The organism is Bradyrhizobium sp. Bra78, from assembly GCF_024519855.1.
Lineage (GTDB): Bacteria > Pseudomonadota > Alphaproteobacteria > Rhizobiales > Xanthobacteraceae > Bradyrhizobium > Bradyrhizobium japonicum_G.
On record NZ_JALJRE010000011.1, the window covers coordinates 184322 to 200892 of the forward strand.

At 64.1% G+C, this 16571-nt stretch carries 17 protein-coding genes; 10 read left to right on the forward strand and 7 right to left on the reverse strand.

What is annotated here, in order from left to right; all coding sequences use genetic code 11:
• Nucleotides 1-88: 88 nt before the first annotated feature.
• Nucleotides 89-349, forward strand: a complete 261-nt coding sequence (locus tag OC450_RS24145; protein ID WP_211381167.1) for a hypothetical protein — start codon at nt 89-91, stop codon at nt 347-349.
• Nucleotides 350-505: 156 nt separating this feature from the next.
• Here the strand turns inward: OC450_RS24145 and OC450_RS24150 are convergent, their stop codons facing one another.
• Nucleotides 506-1201 (reverse strand): DUF1013 domain-containing protein, encoded by a 696-nt coding sequence (locus OC450_RS24150; protein ID WP_211381168.1) that lies wholly within the window; start codon nt 1199-1201, stop codon nt 506-508.
• 253 nt (nt 1202-1454) lie between these two features.
• On the opposite strand from OC450_RS24150, the gene ispH reads away from it, so the two are divergent.
• From ispH to rnhA, 3 genes are read left to right on the forward strand one after another with little or no spacing between them, the layout of a single operon-like run.
• Complete coding sequence (gene ispH, locus OC450_RS24155; RefSeq protein WP_211381169.1) at nt 1455-2423, forward strand: 4-hydroxy-3-methylbut-2-enyl diphosphate reductase; 969 nt, start codon at nt 1455-1457, stop codon at nt 2421-2423.
• Nucleotides 2424-2429: 6 nt separating this feature from the next.
• On the forward strand, nt 2430-3413 hold the full coding sequence (locus OC450_RS24160) for a homoserine kinase (RefSeq protein ID WP_262048801.1): 984 nt from the start codon (nt 2430-2432) through the stop codon (nt 3411-3413).
• Nucleotides 3410-3874, forward strand: coding sequence for a ribonuclease HI (rnhA, locus tag OC450_RS24165; RefSeq protein WP_097662137.1), 465 nt, complete (start codon nt 3410-3412; stop codon nt 3872-3874). Before OC450_RS24160 ends, rnhA begins: the two co-directional genes overlap by 4 nt.
• 80 nt (nt 3875-3954) lie before the next feature.
• On the opposite strand, the gene OC450_RS24170 is transcribed toward rnhA, so the two are convergent.
• The 6 genes from OC450_RS24170 to OC450_RS24195 all read right to left on the reverse strand — a co-directional run bounded on the left by OC450_RS24170 (nt 3955) and on the right by OC450_RS24195 (nt 11597).
• Nucleotides 3955-4440 carry a peroxiredoxin gene (locus OC450_RS24170; protein WP_200514829.1) on the reverse strand — a complete coding sequence of 162 codons (486 nt, stop codon included), beginning with the start codon at nt 4438-4440 and terminating at the stop codon, nt 3955-3957.
• Nucleotides 4441-4548: 108 nt separating this feature from the next.
• The gene (locus tag OC450_RS24175; protein ID WP_262048802.1) at nt 4549-5103 is read right to left on the reverse strand and encodes a DUF924 family protein; all 555 of its coding nucleotides are present in this window, start codon (nt 5101-5103) and stop codon (nt 4549-4551) included.
• Between the two features lie 15 nt (nt 5104-5118).
• Nucleotides 5119-6804: a long-chain fatty acid--CoA ligase gene (locus OC450_RS24180; protein ID WP_262048803.1), complete on the reverse strand. Its 1686-nt coding sequence runs from the start codon at nt 6802-6804 to the stop codon at nt 5119-5121.
• 191 nt (nt 6805-6995) lie between these two features.
• Entirely contained in the window at nt 6996-8468 is a 1473-nt protein-coding gene (locus OC450_RS24185) for a D-alanyl-D-alanine carboxypeptidase family protein (protein ID WP_262048804.1), read from the reverse strand.
• Between the two features lie 190 nt (nt 8469-8658).
• Nucleotides 8659-10455 (reverse strand): glucan ABC transporter ATP-binding protein/ permease, encoded by a 1797-nt coding sequence (locus OC450_RS24190; protein WP_262048805.1) that lies wholly within the window; start codon nt 10453-10455, stop codon nt 8659-8661.
• A gap of 92 nt (nt 10456-10547) precedes the next feature.
• Nucleotides 10548-11597, reverse strand: coding sequence for an ABC transporter substrate-binding protein (locus OC450_RS24195; RefSeq protein WP_211381175.1), 1050 nt, complete (start codon nt 11595-11597; stop codon nt 10548-10550).
• Between the two features lie 227 nt (nt 11598-11824).
• Here OC450_RS24195 and OC450_RS24200 point away from each other — a divergent pair, with 227 nt between their 5' ends.
• The 6 genes from OC450_RS24200 (at nt 11825) to OC450_RS24225 (ending at nt 16516) form a co-directional block, all read left to right on the forward strand.
• The gene (locus OC450_RS24200) at nt 11825-12178 is read left to right on the forward strand and encodes a hypothetical protein (RefSeq protein WP_211381176.1); all 354 of its coding nucleotides are present in this window, start codon (nt 11825-11827) and stop codon (nt 12176-12178) included.
• 117 nt (nt 12179-12295) lie between these two features.
• Entirely contained in the window at nt 12296-12700 is a 405-nt protein-coding gene (hisE, locus tag OC450_RS24205; RefSeq protein WP_211381177.1) for a phosphoribosyl-ATP diphosphatase, read from the forward strand.
• Between the two features lie 46 nt (nt 12701-12746).
• A complete protein-coding gene (locus OC450_RS24210; protein ID WP_211381178.1) occupies nt 12747-13349 on the forward strand; it encodes a YqaA family protein in 603 nt (200 codons plus the stop codon).
• Nucleotides 13350-13397: 48 nt separating this feature from the next.
• Entirely contained in the window at nt 13398-13928 is a 531-nt protein-coding gene (locus tag OC450_RS24215; protein WP_211381179.1) for a hypothetical protein, read from the forward strand.
• Nucleotides 13929-13958: 30 nt separating this feature from the next.
• Entirely contained in the window at nt 13959-15359 is a 1401-nt protein-coding gene (locus OC450_RS24220; protein ID WP_211381180.1) for an aspartate ammonia-lyase, read from the forward strand.
• 188 nt (nt 15360-15547) lie between these two features.
• Entirely contained in the window at nt 15548-16516 is a 969-nt protein-coding gene (locus OC450_RS24225) for an NAD(P)H-dependent flavin oxidoreductase (RefSeq protein WP_262048806.1), read from the forward strand.
• Nucleotides 16517-16571: the final 55 nt, after the last annotated feature.

Sequence of the window (16571 nt, forward strand, 5' to 3'; positions counted from 1 at the left end):
ATGGGGCTTGAATAGGCCGCATTTTTCCGCTCAACCCTCATCCTGAGCCGCGCGCCTGGCGCGCGTCTCGAAGGATGAAGGGCCTGCCATGAATTCGAAGCCGTTTCTTGCGATTGCGTTTGCGGGCCTCGTCCTTTCCGCCTGCTCCGCGCGCTATCAGACGCCGGTGGCGATGGGCGGCGATGATGACGATGCGGTCTGCCAGGGTCGTGGCTATGCGGCCGGCTCTCCCGAATACGTGGCCTGTCGCAAGGACCGCGACGTCCAGCGCAGCGCCGCCACCGCACGCTCCGACCGCCGCCAGCGTGATCTCGGCGAGTACATGCTGAACCATCCCGATCGGCCGTAAGGCATTGAGACCTGTAGCCCGGATTGCGCTGCGCCCCATCCGGGCCACGTCGTGCCCCGACGGATTGCGGGGCTCGTTCAGAAGCCGAAATAAAAACGCGGCAGGTTTCCCCGCCGCGTCCAAATCTCATCCGATGGTAAACGAAGAAGCGGAGCTCTACTCCTCGTCTTCGTCCTGCTTCTTGCCGCCGAGCGTCTTCAGCTTGGCGAACACGGCGTCGACGTTGAGGTCGTCGCTCGATCGCTCCGCCGGCTCGAACTCGTCCTTCTTGGTGGTCTCGGAGGCCGGCAACAGGGTCGCGCCGCCATAGGCTGTGTCGATCGGCTTTTCCTTGGCTGCGCGCGCGACCTCGAAATCCAGTTCGATCTGCGAGCAGAGACCGAGGGTGACCGGATCGATCGGGGTCAGCGACGACGTATTCCAGTGGGTGCGATCGCGGACGCTGGCGATCGTGCTCTTGGTGGTGCCCACTAGGCGCATGATCTGGGCGTCCTTGAGCTCGGCATGGTTGCGCAGCAGCCAGAGGATGGCGCTCGGGCGTTCATGGCGGCGCGAGACCGGGGTGTAGCGCGGGCCCTTGCGCTTGGGCTGGGGGGGCAGCACCACCTTGCTCTCCTGGAGGCGGAGCCTGTAGTCCGGGTTCTTCTCGCCCTTCTCGATCTCCTCACGGGTCAGCTGGCCGTTGGAGAGGGGGTCCATGCCCTTGATGCCCTGGGCCGCGTCGCCGTCGGCGATCGCGCGCACCTCGAGGGGGTGCATTTTGGTGAAATCGGCGACCTGGTCGAAGGTCAGCGCGGTGTTGTCGAGCAGCCAGACGGCGGTCGCCTTGGGCATCAGAGGTGCGTTGCTCATGGCAAATCTCCTTTGTGCTTCGCCCACCCCTCAGGAGGCGAAACCGGTAGTCATCAGCGATGACAGGGAATTGGCGCTATATAAGCCCGGAGGGGGTAGCCACGCAATGGTTCTGCTATAGATAGTGCCTTGACAGCGCCCGAAAGGGGGCCCAATTCCCTCTCAGGTCGCCGTAAGCTCGTACCTTAGCCCTATTCCATCCATCGACCGCTTCCCGCCATTTGGCGAGGTGATTCGGTCCCGAGATCGCTCAATGTCAGCCAAACCAGACCTCAAGATCGTGCTTTGTTCTCCCCGCGGCTTCTGCGCCGGGGTGGTCCGGGCGATCGACACCGTGGAACGGGCGCTCGATAAATACGGCGCCCCCGTCTATGTTCGCCACGAGATTGTGCACAATAAATACGTCGTCGACGGGTTGAAGAAAAAGGGCGCGATCTTCGTCGAGGAGCTCGCCGAGATCCCGGAAAATACCACCGCGCCGGTGGTATTCTCGGCCCATGGCGTGCCGAAATCGGTTCCGGCCGACGCGACGTCCCGCAATCTGTTCTCGCTGGATGCGACCTGCCCGCTGGTGACCAAGGTGCACCGCGAGGCCGCGATCCATTTCAAGCGCGGCCGCGAGATCTTCCTGATCGGCCATTCCCATCACCCCGAGGTGGTGGGCACGCTCGGCCAGCTTCCGGTCGGCGCCGTGACGCTCATCGAGACCGCCGAGGACGCCAAGACCATCTCCCCGAAGGATCCGAACAATCTCGCCTTCGTGACCCAGACCACACTGTCGATCGATGACACCGCGGAGATCGTGGCGCTCCTGAAGGAGCGCTTCCCGAACATCAACGGGCCGCACAAGGAAGACATCTGCTACGCCACCACCAACCGCCAGCTCGCGGTGAAGAAGGTGGCGCCGGTGGTCGACGCGCTGATCGTGGTCGGTGCGCCGAACTCGTCGAACTCGCAGCGCCTGCGCGAGGTCGCCGAGCGTGAAGGCTGCCCGATCGCAGTGCTGGCGCAGCGCGCCACCGAGATCGACTGGAAGCGGTTCGAAAACATCACCAGCCTCGGCATCACCGCGGGCGCCTCGGCACCGGAAGTGATCGTCGAGGAGATCATGGACGCGTTCGCCGAACGCTTCACGCTGCATGTGGAGACGGTCTCGGCCGCGGAAGAGAACGAGTTCTTCCCGCTGCCGCGCCAGGTGCGCCCCGAAGCCGCCGCCGAGTAGACCTTCATGGCGGTCTACACCGACGTTGCCGCCGACGAACTTGCGGACTTTCTGAAACAATACGATCTCGGCGAATTGCTCTCCTACAAGGGCATCGCCGAGGGTGTCGAAAATTCCAACTTCCTGCTGCATACGACCAAGGGGTCGTTCATCCTCACGCTCTATGAGAAGCGCGTGGCGAAGAACGATCTGCCGTTCTTCCTCGCGCTGATGACGCATCTGGCCGAGCACGGCGTCAACTGCCCGCTGCCGGTGAAAGGAACAGACGGCGAGGCGCTGCGCGAGCTGTCGGGCCGGCCGGCCGCGATCATCACGTTTCTCGAAGGCGTCTGGCCGCGCAAGCCGAACGCCGCCCATTGCGCCGGCGTCGGCGAGGGGCTCGCCAGGATGCATCTGGCCGGCGCCAATTTCGCGATCGAGCGGGCGAACGCGCTGTCGGTCTTGGGCTGGCGGCCGCTGTTCGATACGGCGTCGCCCCGGGCCGACGAGGTTCAGCCGGGTCTGCGCGCGTTTCTTGCGGCCGAGCTCGACTATCTCGCGAGCGGAATCTGGCCGACCGATCTGCCGGAGGGCGTGATCCACGCCGACCTCTTCAACGACAACGTCTTTTTCCTTGGCGACAAGCTCTCGGGGATCATCGACTTCACCTTCGCCTGCAACGACATGCTGGCCTATGACGTCGCGATCTGCCTCAACGCCTGGTGCTTCGAGCCGGATCACTCCTTCAATGTCACCAAGGCGCGCGCCTTCCTCAACGCCTATGGCCGGGTGCGCAAGCTCTCGGAGGCGGAAGAGGCCGCGCTGCCGCTGCTGGCGCGCGGCGCCGCGATCCGCTTCCTGCTGACGCGGTTGGTCGATTGGCTCAACGTGCCGCCCGGCGCGCTGGTTCGCCCGAAGGATCCGCTGGAATATTTTCGCAAGCTGCGTTTCCACCAGAGCGTTTCGAGCGTGCGCGACTACGGGCTGATGCCGTCAGGACTGGTCGCGTGAGCGAGCTTCCCAATGTCACGATCTATACGGATGGCGCGTGCTCGGGAAATCCCGGGCCCGGCGGCTGGGGCGCGATCCTGAAGTTCGGCGACAAGGAAAAAGAGCTGAACGGCGGCGAGCGCCACACCACCAACAACCAGATGGAATTGATGGCGGCGATCTCCGCGCTCGAAGCGCTGAAGAAGCCGTGCACCGTCGATCTCTACACCGACAGCCAATATGTCCGTCAGGGCATCACCGGCTGGATCCACGGCTGGAAGCGCAACGGCTGGCGCACCGCCGACAAGAAGCCGGTGAAGAATGTCGAGCTATGGCAGCGCCTCGACGCCGCGCTGAAAGCACACGAGGTCCGCTGGCACTGGGTCAAGGGCCACGCCGGCCACCCGGAGAATGAGCGGGCAGATCAGCTCGCACGCGACGGGATCGTGAAGGCGCGGCTGCAGCAGCGGGTGGCGGAGTAGGCGCATTGCGCCCACTTACTACCGTCATCCCGGCCTTCGCCGGGACGACACGGAGGATATGGCTGATAGCAGGGGTCGTGTTACAGCTGCCCCAGCAGCGTATCGCCGCCGGACACTTCGACCTTGCCGGGCATCGCCTCGAGGTTCAGTTTCTTGACCACGCCGTCCTCGACCAGCATCGAATAGCGCTTCGAGCGGATGCCGAGGCCGTTGCCGGAAGCATCCAGCTCCATGCCGATCGCCTTGGCGAATTCGGCATTGCCGTCGGCGAGGAAGATGGCCTCGTCGCGCTGGTCGGTATCGCGCTTCCAGGCGTTCATGACGAAAGCGTCGTTGACGGAAACGATGGCGATGGTGTCGACGCCCTTGTCCTTCATGGCGTAGGCGTTGAGGAAGATGCTCGGCAGATGCATCTTGTGGCAGGTGCCGGTATAGGCGCCGGGCACCGCGAACAGCGCCACCTTCTTGCCCTTGAAGATATCGTCGGTGGTCTTCACCTGCGGGCCTTCCGCCGTCATTACGCGGAATTTGGCCTCGGGCAGCTTGTCGCCAGTCTGGATCGCCATCGTCAGTCTCCCTGAAAATCGGTCCCGCTTTTTAGACCGTGCGGCGGGCCTGCACAATATTGCCGGCAGGGAAAGCGGCGACGGATGCCGCCCTTCACCTTGATGTCATCAGCCGGAAAAGCCGCCATTGTCGAGGAAGGCCTGTTCTTCCTCGGTGGTCGGGCGTCCGAGGAGGCGGTTGCGGTGGGGGAAGCGGCCAAATCGCCGGATGATGTCGGCGTGCTCGCGCGCGTATTTCAGGTTTTCGGCATTCTCGGTGCTTTGAAACAGCGCGACGCAGTGCATCTGGTCGGGCAGGTGCTCGGAATGCATGAAGGGCATATAGAGGAATTCGAGCAGGACCGGATCGATCCTTTGATCTGCGCCGCGCTCAATGGCGCAACGGGCGACGTCGCGCGCCAACGCATCGCTGGCAAAGGCCTGCGTTGTACCGCGAAACATGTTGCGGGGAAACTGATCGAGCACGATGACGAGCGCAAGCGCGCCGTCGTCGGTCGCCTCCCATGACGCGAGTTCGCCGGCGGCCGCCGTCTGCCACAGCGCGAGAAAGCGGCGCCTGACTTCCGCGTCGAAAGCGTCGTTGCGCTTGTACCAGGCATCGCGGCCGGCCTCGCGCCAGAAGGCGAGGATGCCGGCCGGGCCGATGTTGCCGACGTCAGTCATGAACGAAAGAGGCGCTTACGCCGCCTCCGCCTTCTTCTCGTCGCGCAGCTGCCGGCGCAGGATCTTGCCGACATTGGTCTTCGGCAGGTCGGCGCGGAATTCGATGTGCTTGGGCACCTTGTAGCCGGTCAGCTGCTCGTGACAGAACTTGATCAAGGCCTCCGCCGTGAGGTTCGGGTCCTTCTTGACCACGAACGCCTTCACCGCCTCGCCCGACTTGGAATCGGGGATGCCGATCACGGCGCATTCGAGCACGCCCGGATGGCTCGCGATCACTTCCTCGATCTCGTTGGGATAGACGTTGAAGCCGGAGACCAGGATCATGTCCTTCTTGCGGTCGACGATCTTGGTGTAGCCCTTCTCGTCCATCACACCGATGTCGCCGGTGCGGAAGTAGCCGTCCGATGTCATCACCTTGGCGGTCTCCTCCGGCCTGTTCCAGTAACCCGACATCACCTGCGGGCCCTTGGCGCAGATCTCGCCGGGCTGGCCGAGCGGCATCTCGTTGCCGTCGTCGTCGCGGATCGAGATCCAGGTCGAGGGCACGGGAATGCCGATCGATCCCGAGAATTCGGTCGTGGTCGCGGGATTGCAGGTCAGGGTCGGCGAAGTCTCCGACAGGCCGTAGCCTTCGGCGATGAAGCAGCCGGTCACCGCCTTCCACTGCTCGGCCACGGGGCGCTGTACCGCCATGCCGCCGCCGTTGGAGATCTTGAGCTTGGAGAAGTCCAGCTTCTTGAAGTCGGGATGATGCATCAGGCCGTTGTAGAGCGTGTTCACCGCCGGGAAGCTGTTGACCTGGTACTTCGCCAGCTCCTTGACGAAGCCCGCGATGTCGCGCGGATTGGGGATCAGCAGATTGCAGCCGCCGGCGCGCACGGCGAGCAGGTAGCAGGCCGTCAGCGCGAAGATGTGATAGAGCGGCAACGCGCAGACGATCATGAGCTGATCGACATGCGGCGGCGAGGCGAGCGCCGGCTGCAGCCACGCGTCGTTCTGCAACACGTTGGCGACGATGTTGCGGTGGAGCAGCGTGGCGCCCTTGGAGACGCCGGTGGTGCCGCCGGTATATTGCAGGAACGCGACATCGCCGGGCGACAGCTTGGGCTTGTTGAAGCTCAGAGAGCGGCCGGCCGAGATCGCGTCGTTGAAGGACACCGCGCCCGGCAACGACCAGGCCGGTACCATCTTCTTGACGCGGCGGACGACGAGATTGACGATCACGCCCTTGAATCCGAGCAGATCGCCCATGCTGCCGACGATGACGTGCTTCACTTGCGTCTTCGCGATCACCTGCTCGACGGTGTGGGCGAAATTCTCCAGCACGATGATGGCTTCGGCGCCGGAATCCTTGAGCTGATGCTCGAGCTCGCGCGGCGTGTAGAGCGGGTTGACATTGACCACCGCGAAACCGGCGCGCAGCACGGCGGCGGTGGCAACAGGATATTGCAGCACGTTCGGCATCATGATCGCGACGCGGGCGCCACGCTGCAGACCGCGGCCTTGCAAATAGGCCGCCATCGCCAGCGACATCTGGTCGAGATCGCGATAGCTGATCGACTTGTCCATGCAGATGAACGCCCTGCGGTCGGCGAACTTGGTGAAGCTCTCCTCCAGGAGGTCGACCAGCGATGCGTATTGCGTCGGCTCGATATCGGCGGGGACGCCGGGCGGATATTGCTTGAGCCAGATGCGCTCCATGGAAAACTCCCCTCATCTACCAGAGCCCGTTGTGTCTCGGGCTTGCCTCATTGCAGACAGTATCGAGCCTGCCGGAACGGGTGGCAAGCCGTCGAGGCTTAGGACAAAGGTCAGGGAGTGGCTACTGGAATCCTCGCAAGCGGCGCCGCCGCAAGTGCGAAGTGCGCCGCGGTCTCGCCTCGCCGGGGCCGCTAACTATTGTTGGCCGGCTTGGCGGCGGGCTTGGTCGCTGCCTTGGGCTTGGCGGGCTTGGGCGCCCGATCGCCGGCCGCCGCAGGTTTTGCCGACGCATCGGGCTTGGCCGCGGCATGCTTGGTGCCGGCCGGCTTGGCTGCGGACTTGCCGTCGGTCTTGACGTCGGCCGGCTTGGCATCCGGTTTCGCCGCCGCCGTCTTGGCATCCGCCGTCTTGGCATCCTTCGGCTTGTCGGCCGTCTTGTCTGCTGCGTCAGGCTTCTTGGCGACGCGCGACTTCTTGCCACGCGGCTTTGGCGTGGCCTGCTGGTCGGCATCGGCCGCGACCGCCGCGATCAGGGCGGTGCCCGTGCGTGTCGGGCCGGTATAGACCAGCACGGGCTCGGCCGCCGCCGGGGCCGAGGCCATCAGCTCGGAGGCTTTCATCAGGGGCGGCTGGAGGCCGGCTGTGAAGAAGGTGACCTGGGCTTCGCCGCCGGTGGCGGAGGCCGATCCGGACGTGCCGCCATTGGTCGCGATCAGCGCGTCGTCATCGTCGCTGGCCGGCCGCTTGCGATGGCCGCCGCACATGTCCTCGCGCAGGTTGGGCGGCGAGGCGTCGACCGGCACGAGATTCTCGACGGTGCCGAGCGAGGGGCGCAGCCACGACAGAGTGTCCTGGCTGAAGCCGCGCTCCAGGAGCTGCGCTGCCTTGATGGCGCGCGCGGTGCCGGAACTGGCGCCGAGCACCACCGCGATCAACCGGCGGCCGTTGCGCGTGGCGGAGGCGACGAGGTTGTAGCCGGAGGCGCAGATGAAGCCGGTCTTGAAACCGTCGGCGCCGGGATAGCGGCCGATCAGCTTGTTGAAATTCCCTGTGACGCGCTTGCCGAAGCGGATCGCCGGGATGTGCACGAAGTACTCGTATTCCGGCAGGTCGCGCAGGAAGGAGCGCGCCAAAATTCCGAGATCGCGCGCGGACGTGATCTGGCCGTCGGCAGGCAGGCCGTTCGGATTGACGTAGCTCGTCTGCGTCATGCCGAGCTTCCTCGCGGTGTCGTTCATCATCACCGAGAAGCCATCGATCGAGCCGCCAACGCCTTCGGCGAGTACCACGGCCATGTCATTCGCCGACTTGACCATCATCATCTTCAGCGCGTTGTCGACGGTAAGCTGCGTTCCCGGGCGGAACCCCATCTTCGAGGGCGATTGCGAGGCTGCCGTCGGCGACACCGTGAGCAGCGTGTCCAGCGTAAGCTTGCCGTCCTTGACCGCCTTCAGCGTCACATAGGCGGTCATGATCTTGGTGACGGAAGCCGGATACCAGGGAATGGTCGCGTTATCCGCCTGCAACACCTTGCCGCTGTCGGCCTCGATCAGGAGCAGTGCTTCCGCGCTCGCCGCGCGCGGGGTGAGCAATGCGGCGCATGCGAGGATCGCAGCGAACAGGTTGAACAGCGATTTGCGAAGCAGCGGGCGAATGGCGTGCACTATCCGATTCCGGTCCTTGGAGACCCGCCGGTTCCGGAGGGCTTCTCGTGATCTGATGTTCGGTTCTGAAATCCAGCGTCGCCGCTTGCGGCGTCGCAAACCTATACCGGCTCGCGCGCCGGGAATAGGGGCTTCCAGCCGGTATTCCGCAATGAAATAGGCCGAATTTCGACGGTCCTGTGAGGACTTGCTAGGGAGACTTGGCAGCAGTCGCAGCAGCCTCAGCCGCCGTCACGCTGGCCCGTGCGTTCTCCTGAACCATGAACTGGGCCCTGGCGAGCTCGGCGAAATGCCCGCCTTTGGCCACGAGTTCATCGAAAGTTCCGCTTTCGATCACACGCCCGTTCTCGAACACCAGGATCCGCGTGGCATTGCGGATCGTGGAGAGACGATGGGCGATCACGAAAGTGGTGCGGCCCTTCATCACTTCGTCGAGAGCGGCATTCACCTTGGCCTCGGTGACGGCGTCGAGCGCGCTGGTGGCCTCGTCCAGGATCAGGATCGGCGGGTCCTTCAGCAGCGCCCTGGCGATCGACAGCCGCTGCCGCTCGCCGCCGGACAGCATGCGGCCGCGTTCGCCGGCATTGGTCTCGAAGCCGCCGCTGCGGTCGATGAAGTCGATGGCCTGCGCGCGCTCGGCTGCCTTGCGCATTTCGGCCTCGGTCGCGTCCGGCTTGCCGACGCGAAGATTCTCCGCGATCGAGCGGTTGAACAGCAGCGCCTCCTGGAACACCACGCCGATGTTCCGCCGCAGCGATGTCAGCGTCACCCCACGCACGTCCATGCCGTCGATCCTGATGAAGCCGGACTGCGGATCGAAGGCGCGATGCAACAGCGCAATCGCGGTGGACTTGCCGGCGCCGGTCGCGCCGACCAGAGCGATGGTCTGGCCGGGCAGTGCGGAGAAGGAGAGATCCTCGATCGCCGGCCGTTTGCCGTCGTAGGAGAAGGTGACGTCGTTGAATTCGACGAGACCGGAGAGCCGCCCCGCGTCGATCGCGTCGGGCCGGTCGTGCACGGCCGGTACGGCATCGAGCACGTTGAAGAATTCGCGCAGGCGCGGGGCTTCCATGAACACGCTGTTGATGAAGCTCACGACCTGCTCGAGCTTCTGGATCAGAAGCGTCGCGAAGCTCACGAACATCACGATTTCGCCGACCGATGTCAGTCCCTGGTCGTGCAGCGCGATGCCCAGCGTGAAGATCGCGAGCACCGTGATGGTGGTTGAGGCGCGCGTGATCACGGTGACGAGCGCCCACCACGACAGCACCGGCATCTGTGCGGCCAGCAACTGGTCGGCGACGGAGCGCAGACCCTGCACCTCGGATTCGACGCGGACGAAGCTCTGCACCAGTGCGACATTGCCGAGCGCATCGGAGGCGCGGGCGGAAAGCTCGCTATATTGCTCCTCGACCGCCATCTGCATGCCGAACGTCTTGCGCACGACGAAGGTGGTCAGCGCGGTGAAGACGATGCAGAGCACGAACAGCAGGATCGCGAGCCGCCAGTTCAGATAGAGCGACAGCGGCAGCAGCACGACGACCGAGAGGATCGCGGCAAAGTGCTCGCGGAAGAAGCCCAGCCACAGCCGCCATAGCGCATCGGTGCCGTTGAGCATCACCTTCATCAGCCGGCCCGAATGGGTGCCGGAGTGGAAGGTCAGTGGCAGTTGCAAAATGTGCTCGAAATAGTCGGTGAGCACCGCCTGGCGCTGGCGATGGGAGAGCCGGTCGGCTTGCAGCGCCACGATTGCGCTGCAGGCGATGGTGAACAGCCCGAACGCGACCCAGGCCATCAGGAACGGCCAGGCCGAGCTGGAGCCTGCGACCGTCTTGCCCGAGAGCACGTCGACGATCCGGCCGAACAGCACGGGCTCGGCGAATTGCGAGGCGGCGAGCAGGAGATTGGCGAACGCCAACAGCCAGCCCAGCCGCGCCTCCTTGCCGAGCAGCTCGAGGACGCGGGTATAGAGGCTGAAAATGGACATGCGGGCGAGGTGCTCGGGCTCAAAGCAGAAAGGTGGGCCTATATTCTAAACAGGGATTGCCAGCGAGATACAGCGGAAGCTGTCAGTTTTACTCAGTTGATCAGCCGCGCCGCGACCGGCGGAAGGAACCGGTCGTCGAAGATATCTCCTGCCGCGGGCCGCTTGCGGAATTTGAAGTCCCGGGCGATCTGGTCGATCGAGCGATCCAGGCGCGCCGGGTCGACGCCGCCGAGGCCGTTGCGGCGGACCTCGTCGGTCAGGATGTTGTCGACGAGGACGGTGCGCAGGCGTGCCAGCTCCAGGTCGCGGTCGCCGTCGTCGATGCGGCTTGCGGCCTCGTCCGCCGCGCGTGCCGGCTCTTTGACGGTTGCGTTGACGCCGGCGATCAATGCGCGGACGAATCCCTTCACCGCGTCCGGCTTCGCCGCGGCGAAGGCGGGATTGACTACCACGGCAAAGCCATAGGCCTCGCAGCCATAGTCGGCGTAACGCAGCACGACGAGATCGGCTCCGGGCACGCCGCGGTCGCGCAGGTTCACTGCCGAGAGATAGCTGAAGCCGGCGACCGCATCGACCTGTCCCGCGGACAGGATCGGTTCGCGCACTGCAGCGCTCATCTTGTGGAATTTCACATGCGATGCGTCGATGCCGTTTTGCTTCGCCAGCGCCGGCCACAGCCGCATCGACAGATCGCCATCGGCAACGCCGACGGTCTTGCCGTCGAGATCGGGCAGGAGGTGGATGCCCCGGCTCCTGCGCGCAATGATGGCGTAGGGCGCGCTGTTGAACAGCACGAACACCGCCTTGACCGGTGCCGCATCGTCCCTGTCGCGGAAGCGGATCAACTCGTTGATGTCGACCAGTGCGAGTTCGCTGTCGCCCTTGGCGACGCGCGCGAGCGCTTCCGGCGATCCGGCCGTGCTGCTGAAGGAGACGTTGAGGCGTTCGGTGCCGAAGCTGCCGTCCTTTGCGGCAAGGAAGAACGGCGCCATGCTCGCATCGATCGGGCGGTCGAAGGTGAAGCGGATCGCAATCGAGGGGCCGGCGGTCTCAGCCGCCGTGACGTCGCGTGCGGCCAGCGCGGCAAGCGAGATTGCAAGGGCCAACAGGCCGCGAAGGGCGATCGTCCTGAATCCTGACATCAGTCGCGCCGGTCCCGCATTGTTATGATTTGGTGACGCTCGCAGCGCCGGCTGACGAGCAGTCTGTCCGCGCCATTATGAACGGCGGATGAGCGGCAGTTGCGTCATGATCACGCAACCCCGTTCAGCTTGTGTTGGGGTTGGGGAACCCAACATGGGATACGGGTGTTTGAAAGACATGAGCCTGTCGTCAGGCACCATTCGAGGTCCCAAGGAGGGTCCAGGACATGTTTGACAGATTTTCGAGATTTGCCGGCCGCAAGGCCGTTCTTGCCACCGCCGCGGTGCTGGCGTTGACCGCAATGACCCCGACCGCTTCATACGCAGGCGGCCGTCACTGGCATGGCGGTGGCGGCGGAGCGGCGGCTGCCGCAGCCTTTGCCGGCATCGTCGGTACCGGTCTTGCGATCGCCGCAAGCCGCGACGCCTACGCGTATGACAACGGTCCGGGCTATTATTACGGCGGCGGCCCGGTCTACTACAGCAGCCCCGGCTACTACGGCCCGAGCTATCCGCAAGAGCGCTATGGCGGTTACGACAAGGTTTGCGCTCACGGCTATTCCGGCTACGGTTGCTATTAACCGATCCGCCCTGAGCCATCGACCAACAGGCCGTCGCGCTTGCCGCGGCGGCCTGTTTTCTGCTTTTATTGCCGTGCGTTAACACGCTTACAATGTGTTTCGAGTAGTTTGAGTACCATGAGTGATTCGCTTGAGCGGCTATATCTGGCTGTGCTCGCGGCCAGGGATCTTGATCCGGCAACATCGCGCACTGCGCGGCTGTTTCAGCGTGGTCCATCCAAAATGGCGAAGAAGCTGGCCGAAGAGGCGATCGAGGTCGTCATCGACGCGGTCAATCGCGATAGCGAAGCCGTGATCCGGGAAAGCGCCGACCTGCTCTACAATCTCACCGTATTGTGGGCCTCGGCCGGCGTTCGCCCCGAGGATGTCTGGCGCGAGATGTCGCGACGGGAAGACATGCTCGGCATCGCGGAAAAGCTGCCGAAGTCGCCGATGAAGCTGCCCAAAGTCGCGTCACCGCGCGTTGCCGCCAGGCGGCCAATTGTCGCGATCGAGGGCCGGGTGGCGCGCAAGCGCCACTAAAAGCGTCACAAAACGCTCAAAAACTCGCGATGGACAAATCCGTCCCATGGTGCTTCATCGCGGCGCCATGCTGAAACGTATCTACGACTGGTGCATCGACGCCGCCCACAAGCCCTACGCGCTCTGGATCATGGGAGCCGTGGCTTTCGCAGAAAGCTCTTTCTTTCCGGTCCCACCGGATGTGATGCTGATCCCGATGTCGCTGGCGCGCCCGCAGCGCGCCTGGCTCTATGCCGCGGTCTGCACCGCCACTTCGGTGGTGGGCGGTCTGCTCGGCTACGCCATCGGCGCGCTGCTGTTCGACTCGGTCGGCCACTGGCTGATCCAGGTCTATGGCCTCGGCGACAAGGTCGATGCGTTTCGCGCCTCCTACGCGGAGTGGGGCGCGGTGATTATCCTGCTCAAGGGACTGACGCCGATCCCCTACAAGCTCGTCACCATCACCTCGGGCTTTGCCGGCTACAATCTCGTCCTGTTCATCCTGTGCTCGATCGTTGCGCGCGGCGGGCGCTTCTTCATCGTCGCGATCCTGCTCAACCGTTATGGCGACTGGATCCGGGTCAGGATCGAGAAGCATCTTGGTCTCTGGGTGGCACTTGGAGCCGCGGTGCTGGTGCTCGGCTTTGTCGTTGCGATCAAGTTGATCTAGGGCTGCGGCGGCTTTGCCGCTGCGCCGGCTTCGGCTACGGTTGCCTCCATGATGGTTCAATCCGGCAATCCGGCCGTCCGGCTGGGGACGCTGACTTCAGCGGTGCTGCTGCTCCTGCTTGGCTCCGGCACAACCGGATGGCCGCAATCCGCGCCGCCCGCGCTCGGCCTGCAGGAGCAGGGGCCGCCGGCCGCGCCGCCGCCATCGACACCCGCTCCGCCGACAGGTGAGGAAAATCCCGGGCTGATCAACGAAATGGGCAAGCTGTTCGACAAGCTGCCCGCGATCCTCCCTCCGATCAAAAGCCCGAGCGAGACCTTGAACGATTTGTCGCGGCTGGCGAAGCCGTCGAGCATGGTGTCGGGTCGCATGGCTTGTCCGGCCTCGTCGAATGGCGCGCCGGATTGCAAGCAGGCAGCCGACCAGCTTTGCCAGAGCAAGGGCTACCGGGAAGGCAAGAGCCTGAATGCCGATTCCGCGGAAAAATGCTCGGCCAAGGTTCTGATCCCGGGCCGGCAACGCAAGCCAGATGACTGCCGGACTGACACCTTCGTCACCAGCGCGCTGTGCCAGAACTGAGGACGTCGCGCGAGCAAGCAAGGAGCGCCCATGAGCCGTACGGAGCAGGACTTCCTCGGACAGCGTGAGATCGCGGACGACATCTACTACGGCGTCCAGACCATCCGCGGGAAGGAGAACTTCCACATCACCGGCATTCCGATGAACCAGGAGCCTTACTTCGTGAAGGCGCTCGGTTACGTGAAGAAGGCCGCCGCCATGGCCAATCGCGACCTCGGCGCTGTCGACACCAAGGTCGCCGAGGCGATCATCACGGGCTGCGACCGTGTCATTGCCGGCGACATGATGGACCAGTTCGTCACCGACTTCATCCAGGGCGGCGCTGGCACCTCCACCAACATGAACGCCAACGAGGTGATCGCCAATCTCGCGCTGGAATCGCTCGGCTTCGCCAAAGGTGACTATCAGCACGTCAGCCCCAACGATCACGTCAATTACGGCCAGTCGACCAACGACACCTATCCGACCGCTTTTCGGCTGGCACTGATCCTGCGGCTCGAGAGCTATATGACGGCGCTGCGCCAGCTCCAGGAGGCCTTCTTCGCCAAGGGCCGCGAGTTCGAGCGGGTGCTGAAGATGGGCCGCACCCATTTGCAGGACGCGGTGCCGATGTCGCTCGGCGCGGAATTCCGGGGATGGGGCACCACGATCGGCGAGGAGGTCGACCGCATCTCGGAAGCGCGCGCGCTGCTGCGCGAGATCAATCTCGGCGCCACCGCGATCGGCACCTCCGTCACGGCGGCCCACGGCTATCCCAAGCTCGCGGTCCGGCATTTGAGCGCGCTCACCGGCGTCGACTTCATCCTCGCAGGCGATCTCGTCGAGGCGACCTCGGATACCGGCGCCTATGTGCAGCTCTCCGGCGTCCTCAAGCGCACTGCGAGCAAGCTGACGAAAATCTGCAACGACATCCGTCTGCTCGCCTCGGGCCCGCGTGCCGGTTTCAACGAGATCAACCTGCCGCAGCTCCAGCCGGGCTCCTCGATCATGCCCGGCAAGGTCAACCCTGTGATCCCCGAGGTCGTGAACCAGACCAGCTTCCTCGTCATCGGGCTCGACACCACGGTCACGCTTGCCGCAAGCGCCGGCCAGCTCCAGCTCAACGTGATGGAGCCGGTGATCTCATTCGCGCTGTTCTTCTCGATCCGCACCATGGAGCGCGCAGTCAACAGTCTGCGCGAGAACTGCGTGGTGGGCATCACTGCCAACGAGGAGCACACCCGCAACATGGTGCTCAACTCGCTCGGTATCGTGACGGTGTTGAAGCCGTTGCTCGGCTACAAGCAATGCGCCGAGATCGCGCGCGAGGGCTACAAGAGCGGCAAGTCGCTGCACCAGATCGTCGTGGTCGAGCGCAAGCTGCTGACGCAGGAGAAATGGGACGAGATGTTCTCGTTCGAGCGTCTGATCAATCCGGACCTGATTGCGTAGCTATTGCTCATCCGCAGCTTTCAACTCGTCATTGCGGAGGAAACGGAAAGGAGCGAATTCCGCGGCTTGGAATTGCGGTCGCGGCATCCGCAATGGCGTCAGGACGCAATACTTGACAGTGGAAAGATTTGCCTTGTTGGTATGGTCCCCAACCTTCGATTTGCTCGTCAACAAAGGATCGTTCCGCAATGTCCATACCTGCCTTGTTCAAGGGACGCCTGTCGATCCCCGTGATCGGTTCGCCGCTCTTCATCATCTCGGTGCCCGATCTCGTGATCGCGCAGTGCAAGGCGGGCGTGGTCGGCTCGTTTCCGTCGCTGAACGCGCGTCCGCCGGAGCTGCTCGACGAATGGCTGGCGCGGATCACCGAAGAGCTCGCCGCCTATGACCGCGCGCATCCCGACAAGCCGTCGGCGCCGTTCGCGGTCAACCAGATCGTGCACAAGTCGAACAATCGGCTCGACCACGACATGCAGCTCTGCGCCAAGTACAAGGTGCCGATGATCATCTCCTCGCTCGGCGCGCGCGAGGAACTGAACCAGGCCGTGCACGGCTGGGGCGGCATCGTCTTCCACGACGTGATCAACCAGAAATTCGCGCACAAGGCGATCGAGAAAGGCGCCGACGGCCTGATCCTGGTCGCTGCCGGCGCCGGCGGCCATGCCGGCACGATCTCGCCGCTGGCGTTCGTCGCGGAAACGCGAAAATGGTTCGACGGGCCGATCGCGTTGTCGGGCGCCATCGGCAACGGCAAGGCGATCCGCGCCGCGCGCATCCTCGGCGCCGACTTTGCCTATATCGGCTCGGCCTTCATTGCCACCAAGGAAGCCAACGCGGTCGAGCGCTACAAGGAGATGATCGCAGGTTCGACGGCCGACGACATCGTCTATTCCAACCTTTTCACCGGCGTGCACGGCAATTACCTGAAACCCTCGATCCTCGCCGCCGGCATGGATCCGGAAAACCTGCCGACCTCCGATCCGTCCAAGATGAATTTCGGCACCGATGCCTCCGGTGAGCGTGCCAAGCCCAAGGCCTGGAAGGAGATCTGGGGCTCCGGCCAGGGCATCGGCAGCGTCGACGGCATCCTGCCCGCCGCAGAACTGATCGCGCGCTTCAAGAAGGAATATGAGGAAGCGATCGATCCGCCGTTGTGAACCATGCTGTCGTCCCGGCCTTCGCCGGGACGACACTTTTTGTTTAACTCCGAAT

What these genes read in the sequence shown, in the direction of transcription:
- OC450_RS24145 (WP_211381167.1), top strand. Translation starts at nt 89, where the DNA reads ATGAATTCGAAGCCGTTTCTTGCGATTGCGTTTGCGGGCCTCGTCCTT.
- OC450_RS24150 (WP_211381168.1), bottom strand. Translation starts at nt 1,201, where the DNA reads ATGAGCAACGCACCTCTGATGCCCAAGGCGACCGCCGTCTGGCTGCTC.
- ispH (WP_211381169.1), top strand. Translation starts at nt 1,455, where the DNA reads ATGTCAGCCAAACCAGACCTCAAGATCGTGCTTTGTTCTCCCCGCGGC.
- OC450_RS24160 (WP_262048801.1), top strand. Translation starts at nt 2,430, where the DNA reads ATGGCGGTCTACACCGACGTTGCCGCCGACGAACTTGCGGACTTTCTG.
- OC450_RS24170 (WP_200514829.1), bottom strand. Translation starts at nt 4,440, where the DNA reads ATGGCGATCCAGACTGGCGACAAGCTGCCCGAGGCCAAATTCCGCGTA.
- OC450_RS24175 (WP_262048802.1), bottom strand. Translation starts at nt 5,103, where the DNA reads ATGACTGACGTCGGCAACATCGGCCCGGCCGGCATCCTCGCCTTCTGG.
- OC450_RS24180 (WP_262048803.1), bottom strand. Translation starts at nt 6,804, where the DNA reads ATGGAGCGCATCTGGCTCAAGCAATATCCGCCCGGCGTCCCCGCCGAT.
- OC450_RS24190 (WP_262048805.1), bottom strand. Translation starts at nt 10,455, where the DNA reads ATGTCCATTTTCAGCCTCTATACCCGCGTCCTCGAGCTGCTCGGCAAG.
- OC450_RS24195 (WP_211381175.1), bottom strand. Translation starts at nt 11,597, where the DNA reads ATGTCAGGATTCAGGACGATCGCCCTTCGCGGCCTGTTGGCCCTTGCA.
- OC450_RS24200 (WP_211381176.1), top strand. Translation starts at nt 11,825, where the DNA reads ATGTTTGACAGATTTTCGAGATTTGCCGGCCGCAAGGCCGTTCTTGCC.
- hisE (WP_211381177.1), top strand. Translation starts at nt 12,296, where the DNA reads ATGAGTGATTCGCTTGAGCGGCTATATCTGGCTGTGCTCGCGGCCAGG.
- OC450_RS24210 (WP_211381178.1), top strand. Translation starts at nt 12,747, where the DNA reads ATGGTGCTTCATCGCGGCGCCATGCTGAAACGTATCTACGACTGGTGC.
- OC450_RS24215 (WP_211381179.1), top strand. Translation starts at nt 13,398, where the DNA reads ATGATGGTTCAATCCGGCAATCCGGCCGTCCGGCTGGGGACGCTGACT.
- OC450_RS24220 (WP_211381180.1), top strand. Translation starts at nt 13,959, where the DNA reads ATGAGCCGTACGGAGCAGGACTTCCTCGGACAGCGTGAGATCGCGGAC.
- OC450_RS24225 (WP_262048806.1), top strand. Translation starts at nt 15,548, where the DNA reads ATGTCCATACCTGCCTTGTTCAAGGGACGCCTGTCGATCCCCGTGATC.